The organism is Trebonia kvetii (assembly GCF_007827045.1).
GTDB lineage: Bacteria > Actinomycetota > Actinomycetes > Streptosporangiales > Streptosporangiaceae > Trebonia > Trebonia kvetii.
This window is the reverse complement of the sequence record NZ_RPFW01000012.1, coordinates 35844-60745: the sequence shown is the minus strand read 5'-3', so window position 1 is coordinate 60745 and position 24902 is coordinate 35844. Positions and strand designations below refer to the sequence as shown.

At 69.1% G+C, this 24902-nt stretch carries 26 protein-coding genes; 11 read left to right on the top strand and 15 right to left on the bottom strand.

Going from position 1 to position 24902, the window contains the following annotated elements:
- Window positions 1-52: 52 nt before the first annotated feature.
- Window positions 53-1366: an NtaA/DmoA family FMN-dependent monooxygenase gene (locus EAS64_RS41040; protein WP_187366549.1), complete on the top strand. Its 1314-nt coding sequence runs from the start codon at window positions 53-55 to the stop codon at window positions 1364-1366.
- Between the two features lie 26 nt (window positions 1367-1392).
- Here EAS64_RS41040 and EAS64_RS41035 read toward each other — a convergent pair whose 3' ends face one another.
- The 3 genes from EAS64_RS41035 to EAS64_RS41025 all read right to left on the bottom strand — a co-directional run bounded on the left by EAS64_RS41035 (window position 1393) and on the right by EAS64_RS41025 (window position 4159).
- Window positions 1393-2085, bottom strand: coding sequence for a riboflavin kinase (locus EAS64_RS41035; RefSeq protein ID WP_145862139.1), 693 nt, complete (start codon window positions 2083-2085; stop codon window positions 1393-1395).
- Window positions 2086-2387: 302 nt separating this feature from the next.
- Window positions 2388-3134, bottom strand: coding sequence for a DUF1707 SHOCT-like domain-containing protein (locus EAS64_RS41030; protein WP_145862138.1), 747 nt, complete (start codon window positions 3132-3134; stop codon window positions 2388-2390).
- Between the two features lie 122 nt (window positions 3135-3256).
- Complete coding sequence (locus EAS64_RS41025; RefSeq protein ID WP_145862137.1) at window positions 3257-4159, bottom strand: Gfo/Idh/MocA family protein; 903 nt, start codon at window positions 4157-4159, stop codon at window positions 3257-3259.
- Window positions 4160-4216: 57 nt separating this feature from the next.
- Between EAS64_RS41025 and EAS64_RS41020 the strand changes: the two genes are divergently transcribed.
- Window positions 4217-4813, top strand: a complete 597-nt coding sequence (locus tag EAS64_RS41020; RefSeq protein ID WP_145862136.1) for a Maf family protein — start codon at window positions 4217-4219, stop codon at window positions 4811-4813.
- A gap of 18 nt (window positions 4814-4831) precedes the next feature.
- On the opposite strand, the gene EAS64_RS41015 is transcribed toward EAS64_RS41020, so the two are convergent.
- The 3 genes from EAS64_RS41015 to EAS64_RS41005 all read right to left on the bottom strand — a co-directional run bounded on the left by EAS64_RS41015 (window position 4832) and on the right by EAS64_RS41005 (window position 8201).
- The gene (locus EAS64_RS41015) at window positions 4832-5482 is read right to left on the bottom strand and encodes a pyridoxamine 5'-phosphate oxidase family protein (RefSeq protein WP_145862135.1); all 651 of its coding nucleotides are present in this window, start codon (window positions 5480-5482) and stop codon (window positions 4832-4834) included.
- Complete coding sequence (ppk2, locus tag EAS64_RS41010) at window positions 5479-6414, bottom strand: polyphosphate kinase 2 (RefSeq protein ID WP_246116125.1); 936 nt, start codon at window positions 6412-6414, stop codon at window positions 5479-5481. Before ppk2 ends, EAS64_RS41015 begins: the two co-directional genes overlap by 4 nt.
- Window positions 6415-6500: 86 nt before the next feature.
- Window positions 6501-8201: an amidohydrolase gene (locus EAS64_RS41005; protein WP_145862133.1), complete on the bottom strand. Its 1701-nt coding sequence runs from the start codon at window positions 8199-8201 to the stop codon at window positions 6501-6503.
- A 50-nt stretch (window positions 8202-8251) separates the two neighbouring features.
- Between EAS64_RS41005 and rnhA the strand changes: the two genes are divergently transcribed.
- A complete protein-coding gene (rnhA, locus tag EAS64_RS41000; protein ID WP_145862132.1) occupies window positions 8252-8695 on the top strand; it encodes a ribonuclease HI in 444 nt (147 codons plus the stop codon).
- A gap of 30 nt (window positions 8696-8725) precedes the next feature.
- On the opposite strand, the gene EAS64_RS40995 is transcribed toward rnhA, so the two are convergent.
- Window positions 8726-9664: a transglycosylase SLT domain-containing protein gene (locus EAS64_RS40995; RefSeq protein ID WP_187366548.1), complete on the bottom strand. Its 939-nt coding sequence runs from the start codon at window positions 9662-9664 to the stop codon at window positions 8726-8728.
- Window positions 9665-9989: 325 nt separating this feature from the next.
- Here EAS64_RS40995 and EAS64_RS40990 point away from each other — a divergent pair, with 325 nt between their 5' ends.
- Entirely contained in the window at window positions 9990-10463 is a 474-nt protein-coding gene (locus EAS64_RS40990) for a MaoC family dehydratase (RefSeq protein ID WP_246116124.1), read from the top strand.
- A gap of 36 nt (window positions 10464-10499) precedes the next feature.
- Here the strand turns inward: EAS64_RS40990 and EAS64_RS40985 are convergent, their stop codons facing one another.
- Window positions 10500-11228 carry a CTP synthase C-terminal region-related (seleno)protein gene (locus tag EAS64_RS40985; protein ID WP_145862130.1) on the bottom strand — a complete coding sequence of 243 codons (729 nt, stop codon included), beginning with the start codon at window positions 11226-11228 and terminating at the stop codon, window positions 10500-10502.
- 75 nt (window positions 11229-11303) lie between these two features.
- On the opposite strand from EAS64_RS40985, the gene EAS64_RS40980 reads away from it, so the two are divergent.
- Window positions 11304-12206, top strand: a complete 903-nt coding sequence (locus EAS64_RS40980; RefSeq protein ID WP_145862129.1) for a LysR family transcriptional regulator — start codon at window positions 11304-11306, stop codon at window positions 12204-12206.
- Window positions 12207-12400: 194 nt separating this feature from the next.
- Here EAS64_RS40980 and EAS64_RS40975 read toward each other — a convergent pair whose 3' ends face one another.
- Together EAS64_RS40975 and EAS64_RS48105 are read right to left on the bottom strand one after the other, a co-directional pair.
- Window positions 12401-13537, bottom strand: a complete 1137-nt coding sequence (locus EAS64_RS40975) for an SPFH domain-containing protein (RefSeq protein WP_145862128.1) — start codon at window positions 13535-13537, stop codon at window positions 12401-12403.
- A gap of 4 nt (window positions 13538-13541) precedes the next feature.
- A complete protein-coding gene (locus EAS64_RS48105) occupies window positions 13542-13811 on the bottom strand; it encodes an NfeD C-terminal domain-containing protein (protein WP_145862127.1) in 270 nt (89 codons plus the stop codon).
- 84 nt (window positions 13812-13895) lie between these two features.
- Here EAS64_RS48105 and EAS64_RS40965 point away from each other — a divergent pair, with 84 nt between their 5' ends.
- The gene (locus tag EAS64_RS40965) at window positions 13896-15359 is read left to right on the top strand and encodes an MFS transporter (RefSeq protein WP_222849998.1); all 1464 of its coding nucleotides are present in this window, start codon (window positions 13896-13898) and stop codon (window positions 15357-15359) included.
- Window positions 15360-15365: 6 nt separating this feature from the next.
- Here EAS64_RS40965 and EAS64_RS40960 read toward each other — a convergent pair whose 3' ends face one another.
- From EAS64_RS40960 to metX, 5 genes are all read right to left on the bottom strand, one after another.
- The gene (locus EAS64_RS40960) at window positions 15366-15908 is read right to left on the bottom strand and encodes a hypothetical protein (protein ID WP_145862126.1); all 543 of its coding nucleotides are present in this window, start codon (window positions 15906-15908) and stop codon (window positions 15366-15368) included.
- Window positions 15909-16073: 165 nt separating this feature from the next.
- Window positions 16074-16940 carry a L,D-transpeptidase family protein gene (locus EAS64_RS40955; protein WP_145862125.1) on the bottom strand — a complete coding sequence of 289 codons (867 nt, stop codon included), beginning with the start codon at window positions 16938-16940 and terminating at the stop codon, window positions 16074-16076.
- A gap of 118 nt (window positions 16941-17058) precedes the next feature.
- The gene (locus EAS64_RS40950) at window positions 17059-17541 is read right to left on the bottom strand and encodes a CoA-binding protein (protein ID WP_145862124.1); all 483 of its coding nucleotides are present in this window, start codon (window positions 17539-17541) and stop codon (window positions 17059-17061) included.
- Entirely contained in the window at window positions 17538-18890 is a 1353-nt protein-coding gene (locus tag EAS64_RS40945) for an O-acetylhomoserine aminocarboxypropyltransferase/cysteine synthase family protein (RefSeq protein WP_145862123.1), read from the bottom strand. Before EAS64_RS40945 ends, EAS64_RS40950 begins: the two co-directional genes overlap by 4 nt.
- Window positions 18891-18909: 19 nt before the next feature.
- Window positions 18910-20121, bottom strand: coding sequence for a homoserine O-acetyltransferase MetX (gene metX, locus EAS64_RS40940; protein WP_145862122.1), 1212 nt, complete (start codon window positions 20119-20121; stop codon window positions 18910-18912).
- 78 nt (window positions 20122-20199) lie between these two features.
- On the opposite strand from metX, the gene EAS64_RS40935 reads away from it, so the two are divergent.
- From EAS64_RS40935 to EAS64_RS40915, 5 genes are all read left to right on the top strand, one after another.
- On the top strand, window positions 20200-20751 hold the full coding sequence (locus EAS64_RS40935) for an OsmC family protein (protein ID WP_145862121.1): 552 nt from the start codon (window positions 20200-20202) through the stop codon (window positions 20749-20751).
- A complete protein-coding gene (locus EAS64_RS40930) occupies window positions 20748-22001 on the top strand; it encodes an NAD(P)-binding domain-containing protein (protein ID WP_342782121.1) in 1254 nt (417 codons plus the stop codon). Before EAS64_RS40935 ends, EAS64_RS40930 begins: the two co-directional genes overlap by 4 nt.
- Before the next feature lie 190 nt (window positions 22002-22191).
- Window positions 22192-22416: a hypothetical protein gene (locus EAS64_RS40925; RefSeq protein ID WP_145862119.1), complete on the top strand. Its 225-nt coding sequence runs from the start codon at window positions 22192-22194 to the stop codon at window positions 22414-22416.
- 127 nt (window positions 22417-22543) lie between these two features.
- Entirely contained in the window at window positions 22544-23779 is a 1236-nt protein-coding gene (locus tag EAS64_RS40920) for a glycosyltransferase (protein ID WP_145862118.1), read from the top strand.
- Between the two features lie 37 nt (window positions 23780-23816).
- On the top strand, window positions 23817-24902 hold the full coding sequence (locus tag EAS64_RS40915; RefSeq protein WP_145862117.1) for an S-(hydroxymethyl)mycothiol dehydrogenase: 1086 nt from the start codon (window positions 23817-23819) through the stop codon (window positions 24900-24902).

The window sequence follows — 24902 nt, the reverse complement described above, 5'->3', positions numbered from 1 at the left end:
CCGCTGACCGGTGCGACGCCGGGCGGAAATGTCCGCGCCATGGACTGAAGCGGTGAGCGCTGACCCCTTCCACCTCGCGTGGTTCCTCAACGGCTTCAAGGTCCAGACATGGGACTCCCCGTTCGCCGGACCAGGCGGACGGCACCTCAATTCGCCCGACCTCTACATCGACCTGGCCCGGTCTCTCGAGCGTGCTGGTTTCGACTACATCCTTCTCGAAGACTCCTCGTTCGTCCCCGACGGATACCAGGGGTCGATGGAGGCGTACCTGAAGAACGCATGGATGGTGCCGAAGGGCGACCCGTCGGTGCTCGCTTCCCTGCTGACTCAGTTCACGATCCGCCTCGGCGTGATACCGACGCTGTCCACCAGCGAGTACCAGCCGTACATGCTGGCCAGGCTGGTCGCCACGCTGGATCAGGTATCGCAGGGGCGCAGTGGCTGGAACATGGTGACGGGCAGTTCGGACCTGGCCGCGCGAAACTACGGGCGCGACGGGCTTCCACCGCACGCCGAACGGTACGAGCGCGCCGATGAGTTCGCCAGCGCCGTGTTCCAGCTCTGGGACTCATGGGCACCGGACGCGGTCGTCGAGGACCGTGCGGCAGGCGTGTACGTCGACCACGCTAAGGTGCGCACGGTCGATTTCGAGGGGAAGTTCTTCAAGACTCGCGGGCCGCTCAACGTGCCGCGTTCGCCGCAGGACCGCCCGGTGACCGTTCAGGCCGGCGGGTCGCCCGCCGGCCGCAACTTCGCGGGCAAGTGGGCCGACACGATCATCGGCTACGTGAAGACTCCGGAGGAGATGAGGGAGTACCGCGAGTACGTGCGGGACAGGGCCGTCGCGCATGGCCGTCGCGCGCAGGACGTGAAGGTCTTGTTCCTCATCGACGTCACGGTCGCCGAGACCGATGAGGACGCCAAGCGGGCGGACGAGGCCGCCCGTTCCGCCGCACTCGCCGACCCGGCCGAGGAACTCGCGATGATGGGGTTCACCACCAACCTCGACTTCTCCCGGCTCGATCTCGACCGCCCGGTCAACGAGCAGTCCGCGCACCTGGTGACCAACGGCCACAAGAGCGTGCTCGACCAGTTCGTGGCGCGCGCGGGCGACCGGACGCTGCGCGAGGTGCTCACCGAGCCCGCCACCCCCGTGCTCGTCGGGTCTCCCGACACCGTCGCCGCCCAGATGGACGAGTACATGCAGCATGTCGAGGGTGACGGCTTTCTGTTCACCCAGAACAATCTCACCCGCCGGTCCTTCGCCACCATCACCGACGGCCTGGTGCCCGCGCTGCAGCGGCGTGGTCTCGTGCGGCGCGAGTACAGCCATCCGACATTCCGCGAGAACCTGTTCGAATTCTGAACAGCGCGCGGGCGGCAGGTCCGGGCTCAGCCCAGCGCGATGAGGTCGGCCACCGAGGGAAAACGCCACCTGAGGTAGCCGAGCGGGATGCCGGTGCGCTCGGACACCAGCGGGTGCGAGACCCGGTGCGGCTCGGTGTCCCTGACCACCTGTGCGATCGCGGCCATCCGCTGGGCGTCACGCACGTCGGCCCGGGCGGCCCGGTCGATGCCGCGGGCACGGCCGACCCGGTGCTTGCGCCCAGCGGTCATGCCCGGTACGGGAGTGAGCAGATGCTCAAGGCGGTTGCTCATCGCCCAGGCTCTCGTCGCCGCCACGTCCAGGCGCAACTGGCGCACCAGCGTCGGGGTGTCGGTGAAGCGGTGCTGCGGGCGCAGGCGTACCCGCAGCTCGACCCGGACCCGCCGGCCGTACAGATCGCCGTGGAAGTCAAGGAGGTGCGCTTCGAGCAGCCGGACCCCGTCACGACCGTAATAGGTCGGCCGGCGGCCAACCGACACGGCGGCGACGTAGGTGAGACCGCTGCGGGCCGGGTCGATCTGGAAAGTCGCGGCGTACACGCCATCGAGGGGCACGGCTGATACGTCGTGGAGATTGGCGGTCGGGAAGCCGAGCTGCCGGCCGCGCTCATCCCCGTGCTCGACGAACCCCTCGATGACCACCGCATCGGCCGGGCCGCCCGCGGGGGGGTCCAGCTCGGCCGGTAGCTGCGCGCTCATGGCGGTTGCCCTCCTGCTTGCCCGACGTGCTGACTGACCTGCAGCCCATGGTGAGCAGCCGTGGTTGCCGTCCCGTCACGAAGCATTTGCGCACCCATTGCGCCGAGCGGACCGCCTACGGTTCGCCTGGAACGGGCAGGTCAGGCACGGGCAGGTCGGGAGCAGGGGCCGCTGCATGACTGGCCGGCTTGCCTCCGGGAGCCGCCCGCAGCAGCGGTTCCACGAGCGGTTGGCACGCAAGCCGGACAAGCCGCAAATAGTAGATGTTGCGTGATTACGAGGGAATTAGCGGCAGAAGCCCGTTAGTCGAGTTCGCCGTAGCGTCGTGCGTCGCGCCGGTCCCTGTGCAGCTCTCGGTGGTCGTGGTGAAGGTCCCGCCTGGCATCGAGGCGCTCTCGCCGGGCCTCGTGGCGCAGCTGGCGCGCCTGCCGCGCGGCCTCGACGGTTGGCTTGCGCTTGACGTCCACGCCGCCGAGGAGGGCCACCCCGTTGATGGTGATCACCGGGCCATCGGGGGTGCCCGGCCCGGCGTCCGAGTGCTCGAAGGCGCCCAGGATTCCCGCGCCGGTGACCCGGACGGTTGCGTCCTCGGGAACGACAATCTCGACGCCGCCCAGGATCGCCACCACGTGGATGGTCACCTCGCGCTCGGCGAACCTGGCGTCCCGCATGTCGATCTCGCCGCCGCCTAGCAGGACGAATGCGGTGAAGTTCTTGGGTACGGTCCACTCGCCCTTGCGTGAGAAGCCGCCAAGGATGGCGAACGCGCCGCTCGAGCTGCCCTCGCCGCCGAAGCGGGCCGGGTCTGCCATGGCGGCCGGCGCGGGAACCGGCGCCTGGGCGTCGCGGTGGGCGGGCAGGTCATGGGTGATCGGCTCAAGCTCGGCGTAGGTCTTCGCCGCGAACACCGCGTCGAGGCGCTCGTCGAGCTCGTCCATGGTCAGCCGTCCGTCACCGGCTGCCTCGCGAAGCACGTTCGCGACGCGCTCCCGGTCGGCGTCTGAGGCGCGGAGGTTGCGTGGATCTGGGACGGCGGGCGAGCTACTCATATCAGCCAAGCCTAGGCGTACATCAGTGCGCAGGTACAGTGGCCCGCCTGTGCGTTACGGGAACCTTGTGCGCAAAGCGGTCGGCGGAACGGAATGGGCACAACCCGTTCGGGATGATGATCTCACTCGGCGGGGCGGACGGGCAGCTGCGCCTCGGCCTCGGCCAGCACCTTCGTGATCTCCCGCCCGAAGCGGACGTCGCACGGGTGCGCCGGGCGGTCGACGGCCGCTTCCGCGATCAGCTCGGCGGCGGCGACGCGCAATGCGGCGACCGGGTCGACGAGTTCGACGGGCATGACAGACCGGCCGGCCTCGCCCCAGACGAATACCGTGACGCCGGTCGCGGCCTCCGGTGCGGACTGCGTCGTGGTCACCGTGGAGGTCACGCCGTTCTGGTGGCGCAGCACCAGGTGCACCACATCCGCCTTGCCCTGGACGGCGGTCACCTCGATGACCGGGCCGAGACAGGCCCAGAGCATGCCGACCAGGTGCGGGCCGAGATCCCAGAGCGCGCCCTTCTCCTGCCGCCAAGGCGTGTTGAACGGGTTACCCGGCTGGTTGGAGGTGCCCAGCCAGATCGCCGCGCCGCCCGACCAGCCCTGTCCCGACCAGCCGCCGCGGGCCTGCTCGTCGGTCAGCCAGGCGCGGATCTCGTTGTTGAACCGCCAGGTGAAGAACACGACAGAGGCGACCCCCGCCTCCTCGACGGCGGCGGCGAGCTTGTCCGCGTCGTCGGCCGACAGCGCGATCGGCTTCTCGAGCAGCAGGTGCTTGCCCGCCTGGGCGGCGCGGACCGCCAGCGGCGCCTGGGTGTGCGGCGGCACGGCGAACGCGACCGCGTCGACGCTGCCGAGAAACGCGTCGAAGTCCGCGTGCGCGGTCGCGCCGTGGCTTTCCGCGAGCGCCGCCGCGGCGGCTGGGTCGCGTCCCCAGACCGCGGTGAGCTGCGCGCCCGGAGTGCTCGCAAGGGCGGGAGCGTGCGTGATCTGTGCCCAGTAACCGGTACCAACGAGGCCGAAACGCATGGCTTAGATCCTATGCCGGCGACCTTGGCCGCCCGGTCCGCGTTAAGGTTCTGAGCCGTGCGTGTTGTTCTCGCTTCCGCGTCCTCCGCCAGGCTCGCCGTGCTGCGCGCGGCCGGCATCGATCCCGAGGTCATCGTCAGCGGTGTCGACGAGGACGCCTACACGGCGCCCGGCACCGGAGAACTGGCACAGCTACTCGCAGCGGCCAAGGCGGCCGCGGTCGCCGCGGGCCTGGACGAGGGGCTCGTCATCGGCTGCGACTCGATGCTCGACCTGGACGGGCGGGCGTACGGGAAGCCGGACTCGCCGGCCGAGGCGATCGGCCGCTGGCACGCGATGGCGGGCAAGACCGGCACGTTGTTCACCGGCCACTGCGTGGTTGACGCGGCAAGCGGTAAGCAGGTCACCGCCGTGGCCGCGACCACGGTGCGATTCGGCACGCCGACGGACGACGAGATCGCAGCGTATGTCGCCACCGGCGAGCCGCTGAACATGGCCGGCGCGTTCACCATCGAGGGGCTCGGCGGCTGGTTCGTCGACTCGATCGACGGCGATCACAACAACGTGATCGGCATCTCCGTCCCGCTGCTGCGCCGCCTGTTCCTTGACCTGGGCGTCACGATCCCTGACCTGTGGCGCCAGTACGGGCGCTAGTGTCGCGGTAGTGTCGCGCTAGTAGAGCATGCCTGAGTAGTTCGGCTTGGCGTAGTACGCCTCTAGCTCCTCAAGCGTCTCCGCCGGGTTCTGCACGGCCTTGCACAGCGCGGCCACCGACGGCATGTCCTCGATGGACGGCCATGACTCCGGCTCCCACAGCCCGGACCGCATGAACGCCTTCGGGCAGTGCGAGAAGACCGTCTCGATCTCGATCACGACGGCGAGGATCGGCCGCTTGCCGCGCACTGCAAGCTCGTCGAACCAGGGTGCGTCGCGCACCAGTCGCGCCCGGCCGTTGATGCGCAGCGTGTCGTTGCGTCCGGGGATCAGCGCGAGGAGCCCGACGTGCGGGTTGGACAGGATGTTCAGGTAGCCGTCGGCCCTCTTGTTGCCGGGCCGTTCGGCGATCACCACGGTGTTCGGGTCGAGCACGTGGATCAGGTGTCCGGCCGGGTCGCCCTTCGGTGACGCGTCGCAGTTGCCGTCCGCGTCCGAGGTCGCGAGCACGCAGAACGGCGAGGCGTGCAGCCACTCGATCTGCAGCGGGTGCAGCGCCGGCCGCTCTTTGGTGACGGCGCGTCCGCTCGGGTAACCGCCGAGCGCCTCGCGAAGTTCCTCGGGGGTCGTGATCTCGGAAACGGTCTCGGTCACTTCCTGCTGTGTCATGCCAACCTCGTGAAAGTCTGCAGTGACGTCTGCTCGGACAGCAGCGCCGACGGCCCGATGATCCTCCGGTCCGGCTTGCCAACGACCTCGGCGTCCTTGCCGTCGTACTCGAACTGCTCGAGTACGTGCCTGATTGCCTCGAGCCTGGCGCGCTTCTTGTCGTTGGACTTCACCACCGTCCACGGCGCGTCAGCCGTGTCGGTATAGAAGAACATCGCTTCCTTAGCCTCGGTGTAATCATCCCATTTGTCCAGCGACTGGATGTCCATCGGGGATAGCTTCCACTGCCGCACCGGGTCGACCTGCCGGATCACGAACCGGGTCCGCTGCTCCGAGCGGGTGACCGAGAACCAGAACTTGGTCAGGTTCAGCCCGGAGTGCACCAGCATCCGCTCGAACTCGGGCGCCTCCCGCATGAACTCCACGTACTCCTCGGGCGAGCAGAAGCCCATCACCCGCTCGACTCCGGCCCGGTTGTACCAGGACCGGTCGAACATGACGATCTCGCCGGCCGACGGCAGGTGCGTCACGTAGCGCTGGAAGTACCACTGGGTCCGTTCGGTTTCCGTCGGCTTGACCAGCGCGACGGTGCGCGCGCCGCGCGGGTTGAGATGCTCGGTGAACCGCTTGATCGTGCCGCCCTTGCCCGCCGCGTCGCGTCCCTCGAAGACGATGACGATCCGCTGCCCGGTGTCCTTCACCCAGTTCTGGAACTTGACGAGCTCGATCTGCAGCAGCCGCTTGTGGTGGTCGTAGTAGTCCCGGGTCATCCGCTCGTCGTACGGGTATTCCTCCCGCCACGTGTCGACAGGCGTCCCGTCCGGCCAGAGCAGCACGGGATCGTCGTCATCGTCATCCACAACCCGGAGCCCGGCGAGAACGGCAAGGTCCGCGGGGTCTTCTGACCCCGGCGATGGCAGCGCGTTGAACACGCTACAAATACAGCACATGATCTCGGCTGGGTCACGGCCGGGGCCGCGTGTTCACCGGCGTGTCTTCTCGTCTGCGGGGTTACCGGTCAGGTCTCCTGCTCGCCGTGCACGACCTGTCCGCTCGCCACCGTCAGCACGACCGACGAATTGCCGATCGCGCTGGCGGGGACGGCGAAGATGTCCTGGTCGAGAACCGCGACGTCGGCGACCTTGCCGGGCTTCAGGGTGCCCGCCATGTCCTCCTCGTGGTTCAGGTAGGCGACGCCTCTGGTGAAGGCGTCGACCGCCGCCTGCACGCTGATCGCCTCGGCGGGCAGCAGCGGGATGGTCGTCTCCACGGAGCCAGGATCGCCAAGCCGGGTCGAGAGCGTCCTGTTGACCGCCACGTGCAGCTCCTGCAGCGGGTCGGCGCTTGACACCGGCCAGTCGCTGCCGAACGCGACGCGCGCGCCCAGCCGGAGCAGCGAGCCGATCCGGTACTGCCAGTCCGCCCGCTCCTTGCCCACGAACGGGACCGTGAGCTGGTCGTTCTGCTCGTCCTTGCAGGCCCAGAGCGGCTGGAAATTGGCGGTGACGCCGAGTGGGGCGAACCGCCCGAGGTCGGCGGGATCCACGAACTGAAGGTGCGCGATGTGATGGCGGCCGGCCGTCCGCAGCGGGGCGGGCAGGGTGGCGAGCGCGTCAAGCGCCGCGGTGACGGCGCGGTCGCCGATCGCGTGGAAGTGCATCTGGAAGCCGAGGTCGGCGAGCCGGCCGACGATTTCCGCCAGCTCGTCCGGCTCGATGAACAGCGACCCGGCGTGCGCCGTGGCGTGCCCGTGGCCGTCCAGGTATGGTGCGCGCATCGCGGCGGTGAACGTCTCGCAGACGCCGTCGAGCATCAGCTTCACCGAGGTGGCGCGGAAGTAGCCGCCGCCGTCCGCCTCCTCCCTACGGGCGAGCAGGGTGTCGAGCTGGTGCAGGCCGCGGGACCGGTCCCACCACTGCGCCCCGGTGACGCGGCAGGTCAGCAGCCGGTCCGCGGCGGCGCGCCGGTAGGCGGCGAACGCGTCGGGCATGCCGATCTCGCCCGCCTCGCCGACGCACGCGTCCTGGATGCTGGTGATGCCGATCGAGTGCAGGTAGCGCTGGGCGGCGAGCAGCCCGGCGATCAGCTCGGCCTGGGTTGGCGGCGGCACGTAGTCGGCCACGAGCCGCATCGCGCCGTCGTGCAGCGCGCCCGTCGGGTTGCCCGCGTGATCGCGCTCGATCCGCCCGTCACCCGGATCCGGGGTGTCCCTGGTGACGTCGGCGATGGCCAGCGCCATGGTGTTCACCCAGGCGCTGTGGTGGTCGCGGTTGGGCAGGAACGCGGGCCGCCCGCCCGTGACCGCGTCCAGGTCCGCGGCCAGCGGCGTTCCGCCGGGGAAGGCGGGCATCGACCAGCCGCCGCCGAGCACCCAGGCGCCTGGCGGCAGCGTCTCGCTGTAGGCGGCGATCGCCGCCAGGTAGTCCTGCCTGCTCCGCATCTCGGTGAGATTGCAGCGCAGCGACTCGAGGCCGCCCTGTACGGGGTGAATGTGCCCGTCGCCGAAGGCGGGGATGGCGAGCCTGCCGCGCAGGTCGATCACCCGGGTGAACGGCCCGATGAGCTCGCGGATGTCGTCGTCGCTGCCGAGGCGGCCGATCACGCCGCCGCTGACCGCGGCAGCACGCACGAATCCGGACGGGTGCGCCGGCGTCCGGATCTTCCCGTTGACGAGGACAAGCTCCGCGTCCTTGCCGCGGGTGTTCCCGCCAATGGTCATAAACCGGGATGTTATCCGCCTGACCTGCGCGGCGGCGATAGCCTTCGCACATGAGCCAAGCCGTTATCTACACCGACGGAGCGTGCAGCGGGAACCCAGGGCCCGGCGGCTGGGGCGCGATACTCCGGTACGGCAGCACGGTCAGGGAAATGCACGGCGGCGAGCGCTCCACCACCAACAACCGGATGGAGCTGCTCGCCGCCATATCCGCGCTTGAGGCGCTGACCAGGCCCGTGCCCGTGGACATTTACACCGACAGCAAGTATGTACTCGACGGGATCACCAAGTGGCTGCCCGGCTGGCAGCGCAACGGCTGGAAGACCGCGGCCAAGCAGCCGGTCAAGAACGTGGACCTGTGGCAGCGCCTGGTCGCGGCGATGGCGCCGCACGACGTCTCCTGGCACTGGGTGAAGGGCCACGCCGGCGATCCGGGTAACGAGCGCGCCGACGAACTGGCGCGGCTCGGCATCAAGGAAGCCCTCGCGGCCAGCTGATCCCTGTTCTGGATCAGCTCCCAGCCCGGATCAGCACTTTCCTGAGTAGGCACCGCTGGTGTACGTGGTCCACGGGCCCCAGTTGGTGCCGTTGCCGGACAGGGCGATCGCCGACTTCGCGTTGGCATAGGGGTCGAGGGTAGCAAGCGAGCCGTTCGACGCGTTGATCTGCCACAGGCCGTAGTCGGAGGTCGGGCTGATCGCGTTCGGGTTGCCGCCCGACTCGGCCATCGCGATTTCCGCGGCCATGAACGCGTCGGACGGGTTGCCGCCCGCCGAGTCCCAGAGCTGCTCGAGCGCGGAGCAGCTGTAGCTGCCCTGCGGGGCGGGGGCGGACTGCGTGACCACGGTGCTGTCGGTGGTGGCCGGCGTGCTGCTGCTCTGGCCGCTGCCGCTCCCGCTGCTGCTCGTGCTGCCGCTGCTGCTCGCCGTGCTCGGCGCGGGCGTGCTCGCCGCGTGCTTCGGCGTGTAGGCGGTCGGCTTGAAGCTGGCAGGCACCGTGGCGGGGATGAAGAGCCGCTCGCCCGCGTCGATGGACTCCGGGTCGGCGATCTTCTTCTCGTTCTCGTGGTACAGGTACTGCCAGTCCGCCGCCTTGTGGTAGAACCGCTGCGCGATCGTGGACAGCGAGTCGCCGCTGCGGACCGTGTAATAGGTGCTCTTGGCCACCGCGGCGTGGCGTGCGGTGCTCGCGGTGGCGACGGTGACAGAGCGGGTGGCGAATGAGTCGAGCATCGCCCCGGTGACCGCGGGGCCGGTAGTGGTGATTTCCGTGAAGATGGTTGCCGCTGTCTCGTGCATCTGCGCCGCGGCCGTGGCCGGGGCGGCGGTGCTCGCCAGTGCCTGTGCCGTGGGGGCCGCGACCAGCGCGCCGGCGATGGCGACAGCGGGCGCCGCCTTCCCCGCTTGCTGGGCGACCTTCTCAACCTGTGAGGGGCTTGCGTGCCTGCCCCTGCGCTTGATCCGCACCGGCCGACGGTCACTGTGCCCAGCAGTCATTAATCTCCCCAGGTCGAAGTCTCGCCCTGCCTACGCGGCTGCTCGCGCACCTCTCGGCGGGCCTGTGGCGGCGAGCACTGTTCGGGGGCGCCCGCTCGGCGGTGGTTTCATACGGGAGTGTCGCTGTTAAAGCTGTTTTGTCCCGTACCGGCCATCGATGGAACTATTGCAGGGAGCCGCGTGGGCCCGCAGGCAAACCGAGTTTTTCTGTGATCTTCTCGTGATCGATGTGATCTTCTCGTGATCGAATCCCCCGTGGGTGGCGCATCCCCGGACCCTTGGGATACTTACGAGCGTGAATGATCACCCCGAGCGCGTGACCCGCTTCTTCGAGGACTACATCCCAGGCTCGACGATGGACTGCGGCAGCTTCACACTCAGCGAGGCGGACATCATCGCGTTCGCCAGCCAGTACGACCCGCAGCCGTTCCACGTTGATCCGGTGGGCGCCAAGGACGGGCCGTACGGCGGCCTCATCGCCAGCGGCTGGCACACCGTCAGCGCGACGATGCGGAAGCTCGTGGAGTTCTACGTCAGCGCGGAGTCCGGCCTCGGCGCGGCGGGCGTCGACGAGATCCGCTGGCCGCGGCCGGTCCGCCCAGGCGACACGCTGCACGTCCGCGCCACGGTGCTCGAGGCGCGCCGCTCCTCGAGTAAGCCTGACCGGGGGATTGTCAGGGGAACGGTCGAGGTGACCAACCAGGACGGTGACGTCGCGATGACGCTCACCGCGATCAACTTCGTCCTGCTGCGCGACCCGTCGGCTTGACGGCTGCCGGGAAGCGGGACAGGGTTCCGCGGACCGCTAGCTGGCCGAGGCCAGCACGGTGGTGTCGGCGTGGTTTGCCGCCGCCGCGCCCAGTGCGGCGATGATCGGGTGCGGCTGGGTGCCGTCGCCCTGGAGTTCCGGCTGGAACAGGGTGCCGATGAAGAACGGGTGCCCGGGCAGTTCCATGATCCTGACGTTTCCCGTGTCGTCGAAGCCGGTGAAGCGCAGGCCGCCGTCCGTCAGCGCCTCCAGGTAATCGGCGTTCAGGCCAAAGTTGCAGTGGTACCGCTCGACCCGCCGGCCGGCTCCGCAGATCCGCGCCGCCAGCGTGCCTGGCGCGATCATGACCGCCTCTTCGTGGCCCATCAGCGAGCACTCGAGCGGCACGATCAGCGGGTGCTTCGCGTCGGGGGTCACCTCGGCGTTCTCGACCTCGGACAGCCCGCAGACGTCGCGGGCGTACTCGAGCAGCGCGTGCTGGAAGCCGCCGCAGGTGCCGAGGAGCGGGATTCCCTCCTCGCGGGCGACGCGCGCGGCGCGGATGGCGCCATCGGCGCTCTCATAGGGGCTGCCGGGAACGATCCAGATGGCGTCGAAGCCGGCGAGGTCGGCCTCGACGGCATCCGGCGTGGCTATCCAGTAGGGGTCGAGCGCGATCGAGTCGCGCCGGAGCAGTGCGTCGATGAGACCGGGGATGCGCGCGTGCGCCCTGACGTTGGCTGACCGGTCACCCACGAGGGCGATCTGTGCGGCGTGCTGAGTCATGCGTCCATCGTGAGACAGCCATGATGTTAAGCGCCAACGATGATTTCTTGTCCGCCGATAAGCGATGCTTATCTCGTGGAGGCGCAACTGCTCAGGACGTTCGTCGCGGTGGCCAGGCTCGGCTCGTTCTCCGCTGCCGCGAGTGAACTTGGGTACACCCAGGCGGCGGTGTCGCAGCAGATCGCCGCCCTGGAGAACGACCTCAAGACCCAGCTGCTCAACCGCCGCCCGGTCGTGCCGACCGAGGCAGGTGCCCGGCTGCTTGAGCACGCAGAACCCATCCTGCTCCGCCTCGACGCGGCACGGGCCGACGTCACCCGCATGACGAGCACCCCGGCGGCGACCCTCATCGTCGGCGTCACGCCGCTGGCCGGCGCGACTACGGCGCCAGCTCTCGCGGCGGCGCTCGCCGAACTGCGCGAGCGAATGCCGCGCCTTGATATCAGCGTCCGGACGGGAACGCGCGCCGCGGTCGCGTTCGGTGTGGCACGCGGCGAGCTTGATATCGCGCTAACCGATGGCCTGACCGCGCCGGGTGATCCGCTTCCGGAACTCGCGCCGGTGGCCGCCACCGGCGTCAGCCAGGCGGGCGTCGCCGTCATCCTGCCCGCGGGGCACCCGCTCGCGGCACGCCGGGCTTTGCGGCTGCCGGATCTAGCTGACTCCCGGTGGATCGAGGCGGAGCAGGTGGCGCCGCCGCTCGCGGAGATCCGGAGGCTCGCCGGCGTAGACGGCTTTCGGCCCGCGTTCGGCTACGCGGGATCAGACACACTGACTCTGATCAGGCTCGCGGCAGCCGGCCACGGTCTGACCCTGCTACCGCAACCGGCGCTATCCCCAGAACCGGCCGCGTGGGCAGGCATCATCGCGGTTCCGGTGACAGCCCCACGGGTCGTCCACCGCATCGAGCTGATCCACGGCACCCTCCGCGAATCCTCCCCGGCCGCCGAGCTAGCCGCCATCCTCTCCGCCCGCTGAGCGATCCCGATCCAAGGGCCGTCATCTTGGGTCGGAAGCGGCAACAGCTATTCAGTGACACTCGATATAGGCGGTTTTGTCGTCCGGCGACGCTGTTCGCTTAACCGCCGACCCCGCGCACCACCTGGCGGCGCACACGCAGGCGCGGGCGTCAGCCCGCGTCTGCGTTGCTAGCTTCTTGCCTTGTCGTGCGATTACGCCGAGGGGGACTGGCCGTTGTTCAGCGCGACCGAGCCGCTCTCGCCGTTGACGGTGGGGACGCCGACGCCCTTGCGGACCGCCTCAAGGATGGTCAGGCCCTGGCTGACCAGCCCTGCGGCGATCTCGCCGAGGCCGTCCGCACCGTTGAGGACGGTAACGTTGGCGCCGGCCAGGCCGACTGCCGCCTCCTTGACGATCTGCGGGAGCTGGGCGATCAGCAACTGGTCGAGGGCGACCCGGTTGTTTGACGCGGCGGCCTCGGCCGCGATCCTGGTGCGCTCGGCGTCGGCGATGGCGAGGATCTTCACCTTCTCCGCCTCGGCCTCGGCGGGCCTGATCACCTCGGAGACCAGCTGCTGCTGACGGAGCGCGGCTTGGTGCTGCGCCAGCTCGGCCTGGGCGGAGATGACCGCGCGCTGCGCCGAGGCCTGGGCGAGCGGCCCGGCCTGCGCCGCCTCCGCCTGCGCCTTGTCGATCTCGGCCTTGTACTGGGCCTGGACGACCGCTGTCTGCCTGGCGAACTCGGCCTGCTTGCGTGCCGACGCCTGCTGCGCCTCGGCCGATGCCTGGTCGGCCGCCGCCTGGGCGATCTTCGCTTGCCGCTGGATCGCCGCGTTGTTCGGCGCGGCCATCGCCGCGATGTAGCCGGCGCCCATGTCATCGATGGACTGGATCTGCAGCGAGTCGACGGTCAGGCCGATGGTGGCCATCTCCGCCTTGGAGCCGTCGAGCACCTCAGAAGCCAGCTTCTGCCGTTCGGTAACGATCTCCTCAACGGTCATCGAGCCGATGATCGACCGCAGGTGGCCGGCGAAGATCCGGCCGGTCAGCACAGACATCTGGTCCTGGTCGGACAGGAACCGCTGCCCGGCGTTGACGATGGACTCCGAGTCGTAGCCCACCTTGAACGCGATCACCGAACGGACGTTCAGCGAGATCCCCTGCTTGGTCACGCAGGTCTCCGACACCTCGGCTTCCTGCATGGACAGCGTCAGGTACCTGACCTTCCTGAAGAACGGCGCGACGAACGCGCCGTGCCCGGTGACCACCCGGAACGGCGCGCCACTAGCCCCGCGACCACCGGAAATGAGCATTGCCTCATCGGGGGCCGGAACTCGGTAACCGAACATGATTTCACTCTCCTGAGCGGGGGATTTCGTTAGATCCGGGGATGCCGGGGGCCTCGCCGAGCGAATCGTCCCATGCCATGACGTCGACCGTTCGCGGGCCAAGGCAATCAGTGACCAGGACGGTGGCCCCCTTCGGGAGCGGTGTCGCGGACCAGGCAAGGAAGCTTTCTGAGCCACCGCGAATCCTGATCAGAACCTCGCCAGGGCCTGCCTGTCCGCGAGTGGCAACAGTGAGGACGCCGACCGTGCCGATCGCGTTTTCGTCGCGAGCCACAACCTGCCGCCCCTCACATGCGAACGCCGGATAGCAAGCCTAGTCATCACTGGCGGAAAAGCTACCTTTCGTTAGGCTAAGAAAGTGACTTTCTCCAAGACCGAGCGGAATCCACCGGCGTCGTCCGGTGCCGGCGGCGGGCAGCCGAGGGGCACCGGTCTCGCCATGGTGGTGCTCATGGCGGGCGTGCTGATGACCGCGGTGGACACCACGATCGTGGTGCTCGCGCTGCCGGAGATCCAGCGCAGCCTGCACGTGGCGCTGACCGACGTGGTCTGGGTCATCGTCAGCTTCCTGCTCGTGATCACGCTGCTTTCCACCCAGGTCGGACGGCTCGGCGACATGTTCGGGCGGGTCCGCATGTACGAGACCGGCTTCGCCGTGTTCGTCCTGGGCTCGCTGCTGTGCGCGCTGGCCTGGGACGAGGTGTCGATCATCGTGTTCCGGGTCGTCCAGGGCGTCGGCGGCGCGCTGATCATGGCCAACAGCGGCGCAGTCATCGCCGACCTGTACCCGAAGGAACGGCGCGGGCTGGCCTACGGGTTCACCTCGCTTGGCTGGACGATCGGCGCTGTGCTCGGCGTGGTGCTTGGCGGGCTGATCGTCACGTACGTGTCGTGGCGCTGGATCTTCTGGATCAACGTGCCCACCGGGGTCCTCGCGATCGCCGTCGCGCTGCGGGTGCTGCGCGACAAGGGAGAGCGGATCAGCCAGCGGCTCGACCCGCTGGGCATGGTGACGCTCGGCCTCGGGCTTTTCGGCGTGCTGTGGGCGATCACCAAGCTCGCCAACGGCCCGTTCGACGCCGAGACCGCCGGCTACCTGATCGGCGGCCTGGCGCTCATCGGGGTCTTCGTGTACGTCGAGTCGCGGGTGCCCGCGCCGATGCTGCCGCTGCGGATCTTCCGCGTGCCGATGATGGCGGCGTCGCTGTGCGCCTCGCTCTTCCAGGGCCTGGCCAGCTTCGCGGTGCTGTTCCTTGTGCTGATGTACCTGCAGGGACCGCGCGGCCTGTCGCCGATCAACGCCTCGCTGCTGCTGCTACCCGGGTACCTGATCTCCGCGGGCGTCAGCCTCTACGCGGGCCGCCTGGCCGACAAGCACGGTGCGGTGCTGCCCGCCACGGCGGGACTGGCGCTCCAGGTGGTGTCGCTGCTGCTGTACGCGCAGCTCACCAACGCGACGCCGCTGTGGTGGATCGTGTGCATCGGCTCGATAAGCGCGGTCGGCGCGTGCCTGTTCTTCCCCGCCAACAGCTCGGCGATCATGAAGGCGGCGCCGCCCGACATGTTCGGCATCGCGTCGGGCATGCTGCGGACGTTCTCCAACATCGGGATGGTGTTCTCGTTCTCCGTCGCCATCCTGGTGGCGTCCAGGTCCATTCCCCGTGAGGTCGCGTTCGCGATTTTCGTCGGCACCACTACGCTGCACGGCCAGGCCGCGGCCGACTTCACCACCGGGCTGCACGCCGCGTTCTACGAGTCCGTCGCCTTCATGGTGATCGCCGCGGTGCTGTCCGCGCTCCGCGGGCGCGGAGCGCGGAGCTGACACGTGCTACAACCAGCCGTTCCGTATGCTGTCGGCCGCGTCGTCGGCGGGCGCGGTGCCGAGCTCGCCGGCGCGGACCTTGTCCAGCATCATGCTGGCCACGCTCACGATGGCGGGCGCCATGGCCTTGAGGCTGCCCGCGTCGGCGGGGTCGGCGACATCCTGCGGCACGTCCGCCCGGTCGAGGATGCCGGGCAGGTCAGAGAGCTGGCCGGCCAGCCAGCCGAGCGGGTCCTGTGACAGCTCGCGGAGGAACACCCGGGGGTGCGGGTCCCAGTTCGGGGTGAACTTCTCGTGGTGGTGCGTGCGGTTGAAGCTGCCTGGCTTGCCGTCGACGGCCTCGAGCAGGTCGACGCGCCAGATGGGCTTGCCCGCCGCGATCGGGACCGCGGAGTAGATGGAGCTCTTCAGCTCGCCCCTGTCGAACACCCGCAGCTCGAGCCGGACGCCATGCTCGGGCCCCTCCTGTCCCGGGTGCGGATTGGGGTCGAGAAAGTACAGGTCGCCGACGACGACGCCGACCTTCTCGAAGACGAACGCCTGGAGCATGTTCTGAACCACCCATCGGTGTGCAGGCCCAGGCCAGCGGTCGCTGGCCGGGCACGTGGGACGCGGTAAGCGCCGTCTCCCACTATCACCCGGCCAGCGACCAGACGTCTACCCGTGATCGGCGCTACCCGTGACAGGCACTGCCGGTTACTTCCGTCGCGGTGCTTACTTCTGCCACTGGGCCTTGCCGTAGACGTGCACCTGGGTGCCCGGGGTCTTGACCATCTTGTGGAAGAAGTTCGCGACATCCATCGGGATACGGACGCAGCCATGCGAGGCCGGGCCCTGCGGCACGTAGTCGTCACCGTGGATGGCGAAGACCGTGCTGATGAAGAACACCGGGTTGTACATCGCGCCGAGCGGCACCTTGACCCAGCCGGACATGTAGACGGTCGTGTTGTAGGTGCCGTTGGGGGTGACCGCCTGCGCGCAGCCGTTGCTGCCGCAGTTGTAGTAGTAGCCCCCGCCGCTCGAGACGTGGCTGATCAGCCAGATCTTGTTGTTCTTGTACAGCACGAGCACCTCGAGGGCCTGGCTCACTTCAATGCGGTTGGCGCGCTTGCCCTTGTAGGAGGGCGACTTGTACGTCTTGGGGTGCGCAAGCCTGTACTTGGTGGCCGCGTCGATCACGCCGGTCACCTTGATGCCGTTGATCTCCTGGAACGCCCAGACAGCTGCCTGCGTGTCGGTGCCAAACTGCCCGTCGATCGGGCCCGGCCAGTATTTCAGCGCGGCGAGCCGCCGCTGCACCGACTTGACGTCCGCGCCCGTCATCCCCACGGCAAGGGTGCGCTTCGGCGCCACATACGTGGCGGTCGTCACCTTGGCGACATCCGTCGCCGTGGCGGACGGCGCCGCCTTGGCCGCGGATGCCGTCACCGCAGCGGGCTTGGCCGAGGCCGACGGCGCGGCAAGGGCGGTCCCCGCCGTGCATCCGCAGAGCGCGATGGCGGCCACCGCCGCCGCTGTCACGCCAAATTTCGCCAGCCTGCCGCCGTGCGTTAGCGCACCCATGTCAGTCACGTCCTTCATCGTCGGTTTAATCCCGAACTAGAAGACGTTTCAAGCGGCCCGGTTGTTGCGTGGGAACGATAACGAAACCGGCAAATATTGGCTACTGAAGCCGCTTCTGCGCCCGTTTCTGCGGCCGCTACTGCAGCCCGGCGCGGACCGACGTGATGCGCTGCGTGTTGAAGCCGAGCCAGTGCATGCGGCCGACATAGCGGGCGTGCTCCACCTTGATGCAACGGTCCATGATCACCGTCACTCCGCCGTCGGAGGCGATCCGCGCGCCCTCTTCGTTGATCACGCCGAACTGGCACCACAGGGTGCCCGCGCCGATCGTCACGGCGTCCCGCGCGATCTGCGGCAGCGCGTCCGGGGCGCGGAAGACGTTCACCACGTCCACCGGCTCGGGGACGTCGAGCAGGCTCGGGTACGACTTCTCGCCGAGTATCTCGGTCTCCCGCGGATTGACCGGGATCACGCGGTAGCCGTGCCGCTTGAGGTAGTAGCCGACGAAGTAGCTGGCCCGCAGTTCGTTGCCTGACAGGCCGACCACCGCGATGGTCTTCGCTCCGTGCAGCACGCGCTGGATGGTCAGCGGGTCCTGGTACCGCGCGAGATCGGTCATGACGTCGCCACCTTTCCCGTCGCTCCGGCGCCCGCCGCTCCGGATGCCGCCACCAGCGCGAAACCCTGTTCCAGGTCCCAGATCAGGTCACCGACCGACTCGGTGCCGACCGACAGCCGCACCGTGCCTGGCCCGACGCCCGCCGCGCTCAGCTCATCGTCGCTCAGCTGCCGGTGCGTGGTGCTCGCCGGATGGATGACGAGGCTCTTCGCGTCCCCGACGTTCGCCAGGTGGGACCAGAGCGACAGGCCGCGGATGAGGTCCTGGCCGCCGGCCCGGCCGCCCGCGCAGTCGAAGGAGAACACCGCGCCGGCGCCGCGCGGCAGGTACTTGTCCACCAGCGGCCGGTACCTGCTGTCCGGCAGTCCGCCGTAGGTCACGTTCGACGCGAGCGCGTGCGACTGGAGGAACGAGGCGACCGCGAGCGCGTTCTGCACGTGGCGTTCCATCCGCAGGGACAGCGTCTCGAGCCCCTGCAGGAAGAGGAAGGCGTTGAACGGCGACATGGCCGCGCCGAGGTCGCGCAGCGTCTCGGCCCGCAGCTTCATCAGGTACCCGTAGGTGCCGAACGTCTCGTGGAACTTGAGCCCGTGATAGGCCGGCGACGGGTCGGCCACCACCGGGAACCGCCCGTTGGACCAGTCGAACTCGCCAGACTCGACGACCACGCCGCCGATGCTCGTGCCGTGGCCGCCGATGAACTTGGTCGCCGAGTGGATCACGATGTCCGCGCCCCACTCGATCGGGCGGCATAGATAAGGCGTCGCGAAGGTGTTGTCCACGATGAGCGGAATCCCGCGGGAGTGCGCGATGGCGGCGACCGCCTCGATGTCGAGCACGTTCCCGGCCGGGTTGCCGATTGTCTCGCCGAAGAACGCCTTCGTGTTGTCACGGACCGCGTCCCGCCACGCGCCGGGGTCGTCGGGATCGACCCAGGTCAACTCGACGTTCATCTTCCGCAGCAGGTGCTTGAGCTGGTTGACCGTCCCGCCGTAAAGCGCTGCGGAGGAGACCACGTGGTCGCCGGGCTCGAGCAGCGTGAACAGCGCGCCCGCCTGGGCGGCGATGCCGCTGGCGAACGCCACCCCGCCCGCGCCGCCCTCCAGGTTCGCCACCCGCTCCTCGAACACCGCGACGGTCGGGTTCATGATCCGCGAGTAGGTGTTGCCGTACTCCTGCAGGTTGAAGTAGGCGGCGGCCGACTCTGGATCCTCGAACACGTAGCTGGTCGTCTGGAAGATCGGCACCGCGCGCGCGCCCGTGTTGGGGTCAGGCCGCTGCCCGGCGTGTAGTTGCCGGGTCTCGAAGCCGAACGCGCGGGCTTCCTCGGCACGGATCTGGTCGGTCATGTTTCCATCTTCCCCGATGTCAGCCGGCGGCCGGGCCCGCGGCGAGGAAGCGCCGGATGATGGGGGTCTGCCGTGCCTCCTCAAGCAGGAAGCAGTCGTGTCCGTAAGGCGCCTCGATCACGTGGCATTCGACCGGCTTGCCGAGCGCGTCAAGCGCGGCGGCGATGTCCCGCGACGCCGACGGCGGGTACAGCCAGTCGGAACTGAACGCGATGAGCAGGGTCCGCGCAGACACGTCGCGCAGCGCCGTGCCGAGCGATCCGCCGTGCTGCCGCGCGAGGTCGAAGTAGGTCAGCGCGCGCGACGTATAGAGATAGGTGTTGGCGTCGAACCGCTTGACGAACGACTCGGCCTGGTGCCGCAGGTAGCTTTCGACCTCGAACTCGGGCTCGGTGATCGTGTACCGGAGGTCGTCGGCGAACTGAAGGCGGCGGCCGAACTTCTCGTCCAGCGCCTGAGCTGACAGGTACGTGATGTGACCGACCATCCGGCCCACGCCCATGCCGGCGTCCGGTTTGCGCCCTGTGCCGTAGTAGTGGCCGTCCTGCCAGTCCGGGTCGCGCAGGATCGCCTCGCGCGCGATCGCGTTCCACGCGACGCCCTGCGGGTGCAGCGCGTGCGTGCTCGCGATCGGGATGATGGCGTCGACCTGACAGGGGTAGGACACCGCCCACTCAAGCGCCTGCATGCCGCCGAGCGAGCCGCCGGCCACGGCCGCGAGCCGCTCGATGCCGAGCACGTCGAGGAAGGCGCGCTCGGTGCGCACCATGTCGGCGACGGTGATCACGGGAAAGTCCGAGCCGTACGGCCTGCCAGTCGCCGGGTCCGTGGATGACGGCCCCGTGGTGCCGCGGCAGCCGCCGAGCAGGTTCGTGGAGATCACGTAGAACCGGTCGGTGTCGAACGCCTTGCCCGGGCCGATCATGCCGTCCCACCAGCCGAGCCCCTTACGGGCCGTGCCGTCGCGGTCCTCGGCGCCGAACCCGTCCCTCGTGCCCTCCTCGGGCGGCGTCTTCGCGAATCCGGCCGCGTGGGCGTCGCCGCTGAGGGCGTGGCAGACCAGGATCACATTGTCGCGCCGGGGTGACAATGTGCCGTAGGTTTCGTATGCGATGCGAACCGGGTGCAGCTTTAGCCCGCAGTCAAGCCGGACCGGCTCCGGCAGGTCGAGGTACTGAGTTTCGACAGTGCCGACCGACCCGGCCGCGAGCGACGATGCTGCCTCCGACATGGGGCTATGGTAGCTCCCCCGACCAGGTGTATTGTCAATCAGATCCATAGGGAATCAAATCGGAGGGGAACACTCGTTATGACCACGGTTGCCGACAACGGCGTCAACGTGCAGGCGCTGCTCGACGCGCGCGAAGTGCTGAAGGGCGCCCCCGAGGCCGCCCAGTTCACCTGGCGAGCATCCGCCAAGTGGCAGACCGGCGTGCACAGCGAGATCAAGGTGCAGAGCTTCTACGGCCTCGGTGAGGAGCGGGCGCACAGGGAGGAGTCGGCGTTTCAGGCCGACCACCCCGCGGAGTTCGCCGCCACCGACAACGGCATCACGCCGATCGAGTACCTCCTGGTCGGCCTGGCGAGCTGCCTGTCCGCCGGCGTGGCGTCCGTGGCGCAGAACCGCGGCATCCAGCTGAACTCCGTCGAGGCCACCGTGGAGGGCCACCACGACGTCCGCGGCATCCTGGGCGCCGACACCGACGTCCGCAACGGCTTCAACGACGTCAAGGTCACCTTCCACATCGACGCGGACGCGTCGCGCGAGGAGATCGAGGCGCTGGTGGCCCAGTCGCAGAAGCGGTCGGCCGTGTTCGACGCGCTCACCAACCCGACGGACGTCACCGTCGAAGTCGCCTGAGGGGTCCTGTCATCGAGCGCATTACCACGGTCGTCATCGGCGCGGGGCACGCGGGCCTCGCGGCGAGCCACTTCCTTAGCGACCGGTCGATCGATCATGTCGTGCTGGAGCGCGGGGAGGTGGCGAACTCCTGGCGGCGCGAACGCTGGGACTCGCTGCGACTGCTCACCCCGAACTGGCAGAGCCGCCTGCCCGGCCTGAGCTACGACGGCGCGGACCCGGACGGCTACATGACCATGGGCGAGGTGACGGAGTTCATCGAGCGCTCCGCCCAGTTGTCTGGCGCCCCGGTCCGGACCGGCGTCACCGTGACGTCGGTGCGGACCGCGGGCGACGGCTACGTCGTGGCGACGAGTCACGGGGAATTCGAGTGCCGTGCGGTGGTCATCGCGAGCGGCGCCTGCAACCGCCCGACCGTGCCGGCTTTCAGCGGTGCGCTGCCCGCCGGCGTCGAGCAGGTGACGCCGTTCGACTACCGCGATCCCGCCAAGCTTCCCGAGGGCCGCGTGCTCATCGTCGGGGCATCGGCGACCGGCGTCCAGCTGGCGGCGGAGATCGCGCGCTCAGGGCGCCCGGTGACCCTCGCGGTGGGGGAGCACGTGCGGCTGCCGCGCGTCTACCGCGGCAGGGACGTGCTGTGGTGGATGGACGCCTCCGGCGTCTGGGACCAGCGGCACGATGAGGTCGACGACCTGACCAGGGCGCGCAGCCTGCCGTCGCCGCAGCTGGTGGGGACGCCGGAGCGGTCAACGCTCGACCTGAACGCGCTTGCCGCGCTTGGCGTGGAGTTCGTCGGCCGCTGGGCGGCGGTCCGTGACGGCCGTGCCCTGTTCTCCGGCGGCATGCGCAACGTGTTCTCGCTCGCGGACCTCAAGATGAACCGCCTGCTCGACACGTTTGACGAGTGGGCGCTGACCAGCGGGCGCGACGGGGAGTTCGCGCCGCCCGAGCGCTTCGAGCCGACCGCCGTGCCGCGCTCGCCGCGCCTGCAGCTCGACCTGACGAGCGGTGAGATCAAGACGGTCATCTTTGCGACGGGCTTCCGTCCCGAGTACGGCTGGCTTGACGTGCCGGTCGTCGACGAGAAGGGCCGGCTGCGCCACGACGGCGGCGTGACGAGCAGTCCCGGCCTGTACGCGCTCGGCCTTCCCGTGCTGCGGCGGCGCAAGTCCACGTTCATCTACGGCATCGAGGACGACGCCCGCGAGGTGACCGGCCACTTGGCGGACCACCTGGCGGTACCCGCGTAGACCGGCTCTCGCTTACCCGGATCTTTACCTTTATTCCGGTGTCGCCCGATGCTGAGACCCTTCCTAGGGACGCCGGATATGCAGAGTCACGGCAGAGGGCGATCTCCGCGTTCACGGAAATCCCGCGGGCAATCTAGGCAGTGTGACAACGAAAGACCTGCGACAAGGTGGCGGGTCGAGGGAGGTAACAATGTCCGCTGTCCTGTGGATGAACATTCCGCTGATGGTGCTCGCGTTCGGCCTCATGGCCGGCATCCCGCTGTGGATGGTGCTGCGCCGCCAGGATTGGCACGACAAGCACGAGACCCGCACCGTTCCCGCTTACATCGTCCGGCAGCGCCGCGAGGCGACGGTCCAGCGTCAGGCGCGCGGCCGTCGTCCGGTCCGCCCGGTGACCGGTGGCGCGAACTGGTAACCGCGGGTACCGCGACAACCAATCAGCATGCAGAACGAGTTCGGCTGGCTCCGGAACGGCGCGCTGTTCCGGGGCCAGTCGCATGCCGCGGGTCCGTGCGGTGCCCGGGATATGCCAAGCTTCTGAAATGCTCGGACTTGCAATCGCTTGCGTCATCAGCGCCGTCGCCTGGCTCTACCTGGTGGCGGCGCACGGCGGCTTCTGGCTGACGGACCAGCGGCTGCCCGTGGCGTCGGCCGACCCGGCTGACCCGGCCGACCTGGCCGACCCGGAACCGCGGCGCTGGCCGTCGGTTGCCGCCGTGGTCCCGGCGCGGAACGAGGCGGACGCAATCCCCGGCACGCTGCCCGCGCTGCTCGCCCAGGAGTACCCGGGCGAGTTCCGTGTCTTCCTCGTCGACGACAACAGCGACGACGGGACCGGCGCGCTGGCGGCCGAACTCGGTGAGAAGGCGGCGCGGGACGGCGGCGCACCGCTGACCGTCGTGCCTGGCAAGCCGCGCCCTGACGGCTGGGCGGGCAAGGTCTGGGCGATGGCGCAGGGGCTTGCGGCCCTCGTCGCGGTGGCGCCGATCGGGCAGGAACCGGACTATGTGCTGTTCACGGACGCCGACATCGCGTGGGCGCCAGGCGTGCTGCGCGACCTGGTGGCGAGCGCGGAAGACGGCGACCGCGCCATGGTCTCCCAGATGGCAATGCTGCGCGCGCAGACCGCATGGGAGCGGGTAATCGTGCCCGCGTTCGTCTACTTTTTCGCCCAGCTCTACCCGTTCCGCAAGGTCAACGACCCGAAGAGCCGGGTCGCGGCCGCGGCGGGCGGCTGCATGCTGATCAGGCGCCCCGCCCTGGAGGCGGCGGGCGGTCTCGAGCCGATCAGGGGAGCGCTCATCGACGACGTGGCGCTCGGCACCCTGCTGAAGCGGCACGGCAACCGCATCTGGCTCGGCTTCGCCACCGAGGTGCGCTCGACGCGCCCCTATCCGAGCCTGGCCAGCCTCTGGCACATGATCGCCAGGTCCGCCTACGTGCAGTTGCGGTACAACCCGCTGCTGCTCGCCGGCACCATCGTCGGCCTGCTGCTGCTCTACGTGGCGCCGCCTGCCGGGCTGATCGGCGCGATAATCGCCAGCGCCGTCGGGCACGGCGGGCCAGCCACCGGGATCGCCGGGGTCGCCGGCCTTGACGGCTGGGTCTTCATGACGCTGAGCTACGTGCCGATGCTCCGCTTCTACCGGCTGTCCGCGCTGCGCGCCCCTGGGCTACCGCTGATCGCGGTGCTCTACGCCGCGATGACCGCCGACTCCGCGCGCCGCCATTACTCGGGCCGCGCCGTGTCCTGGCGCGGCCGCGCCGCCACGCTGTAGAAAGAACATCGGAGTCGCGACAGGAGAGGAACCCCGGATGGCGAGCAGTGTGCAGGGTGTGGTGTCCCGCGGCAAGGGCCAGCCGGTCGAGGTGACCGAGGTGCTGGTGCCGGACCCAGGCCCGGGGGAGGCACTCGTCAGGATTCAGGCGTGCGGCGTCTGCCACACTGACCTGCATTACAAGATGGGCGGCATCGGCGACGACTTCCCGTACCTGCTCGGGCACGAGGCAGCCGGCGTGGTCGAGGCGGTCGGCGACAACGTGACCGACGTGGCGCCGGGGGACTTCGTGATCCTCAACTGGCGTGCGGTGTGCGGGCAGTGCCGCGCCTGCAAGCGGGGCCGCCCCTGGTATTGCTTCGCGACGCACAATGCGACGCAGAAGATGACGCTTGCCGACGGCACCACGCTGTCGCCCGCGCTCGGCATCGGCGCGTTCGCTGAGAAGACGCTGGTCGCCGCCGGGCAGTGCACGAAGGTCAACCCGGCGATCGCGCCGGCGACCGCGGGCCTGCTTGGCTGCGGCGTGATGGCCGGCATCGGCGCGGCGATCAACACCGGCGGGGTCGGCCGGGGGGACACGGTCGCCGTGATCGGCTGCGGCGGCGTGGGCGACGGTGCGGTGCTCGGCGCTCGGCTGGCGGGCGCGAAGACGATCATTGCGGTGGACGTGGACGACAGGAAGCTTGAGTGGGCGCGCGAGTTCGGCGCGACGCACACGATCAACTCGCGCACTGCGGACGCGGTGGAGGGGATCAGGGAGCTGACCGGCGGTTTCGGCGCCGACGTCGTGGTTGAGGCGATCGGCCGCCCGGAGACCTACAAGCAGGCATTCTTCGCCCGCGACCTGGCAGGCACCGTGGTCCTGGTCGGCGTGCCGACGCCGGAGATGCAACTTGACCTGCCGCTGCTCGAGGTGTTCGGCAGGGGCGGCTCGCTCAAGTCCTCCTGGTACGGCGACTGCCTGCCAAGCCGGGACTTCCCGATGCTCGTCGACCTGCACCTGGACGGGCGGCTGCCGCTGGAGAAGTTTGTCTCTGAGACGATCGGGCTCGGCGACGTGGAGGCCGCGTTCGAGAAGATGGAGCACGGCGAGGTGCTGCGCAGCGTGGTGGTCTTCTGA

Bases quoted from the DNA above. Each gene is read 5' to 3' on its own strand.
- EAS64_RS41005 (WP_145862133.1), bottom strand. From the start codon at position 8,201: ATGACCATTGGCGGGAACACCCGCGGCAAGGACGCGGAGCTTGTCCTC.
- EAS64_RS41035 (WP_145862139.1), bottom strand. From the start codon at position 2,085: ATGAGCGCGCAGCTACCGGCCGAGCTGGACCCCCCCGCGGGCGGCCCG.
- EAS64_RS40925 (WP_145862119.1), top strand. From the start codon at position 22,192: ATGTCCGCTGTCCTGTGGATGAACATTCCGCTGATGGTGCTCGCGTTC.
- EAS64_RS41030 (WP_145862138.1), bottom strand. From the start codon at position 3,134: ATGAGTAGCTCGCCCGCCGTCCCAGATCCACGCAACCTCCGCGCCTCA.
- EAS64_RS40945 (WP_145862123.1), bottom strand. From the start codon at position 18,890: ATGACCGACCAGATCCGTGCCGAGGAAGCCCGCGCGTTCGGCTTCGAG.
- EAS64_RS40915 (WP_145862117.1), top strand. From the start codon at position 23,817: ATGGCGAGCAGTGTGCAGGGTGTGGTGTCCCGCGGCAAGGGCCAGCCG.
- EAS64_RS40975 (WP_145862128.1), bottom strand. From the start codon at position 13,537: ATGTTCGGTTACCGAGTTCCGGCCCCCGATGAGGCAATGCTCATTTCC.
- metX (WP_145862122.1), bottom strand. From the start codon at position 20,121: ATGTCGGAGGCAGCATCGTCGCTCGCGGCCGGGTCGGTCGGCACTGTC.
- EAS64_RS40920 (WP_145862118.1), top strand. From the start codon at position 22,544: ATGCTCGGACTTGCAATCGCTTGCGTCATCAGCGCCGTCGCCTGGCTC.
- EAS64_RS40935 (WP_145862121.1), top strand. From the start codon at position 20,200: ATGACCACGGTTGCCGACAACGGCGTCAACGTGCAGGCGCTGCTCGAC.
- EAS64_RS40960 (WP_145862126.1), bottom strand. From the start codon at position 15,908: ATGCTCCAGGCGTTCGTCTTCGAGAAGGTCGGCGTCGTCGTCGGCGAC.
- EAS64_RS40985 (WP_145862130.1), bottom strand. From the start codon at position 11,228: ATGACTCAGCACGCCGCACAGATCGCCCTCGTGGGTGACCGGTCAGCC.
- rnhA (WP_145862132.1), top strand. From the start codon at position 8,252: ATGAGCCAAGCCGTTATCTACACCGACGGAGCGTGCAGCGGGAACCCA.
- EAS64_RS40950 (WP_145862124.1), bottom strand. From the start codon at position 17,541: ATGACCGATCTCGCGCGGTACCAGGACCCGCTGACCATCCAGCGCGTG.
- EAS64_RS41025 (WP_145862137.1), bottom strand. From the start codon at position 4,159: ATGCGTTTCGGCCTCGTTGGTACCGGTTACTGGGCACAGATCACGCAC.
- EAS64_RS41015 (WP_145862135.1), bottom strand. From the start codon at position 5,482: ATGACACAGCAGGAAGTGACCGAGACCGTTTCCGAGATCACGACCCCC.
- EAS64_RS40955 (WP_145862125.1), bottom strand. From the start codon at position 16,940: ATGAAGGACGTGACTGACATGGGTGCGCTAACGCACGGCGGCAGGCTG.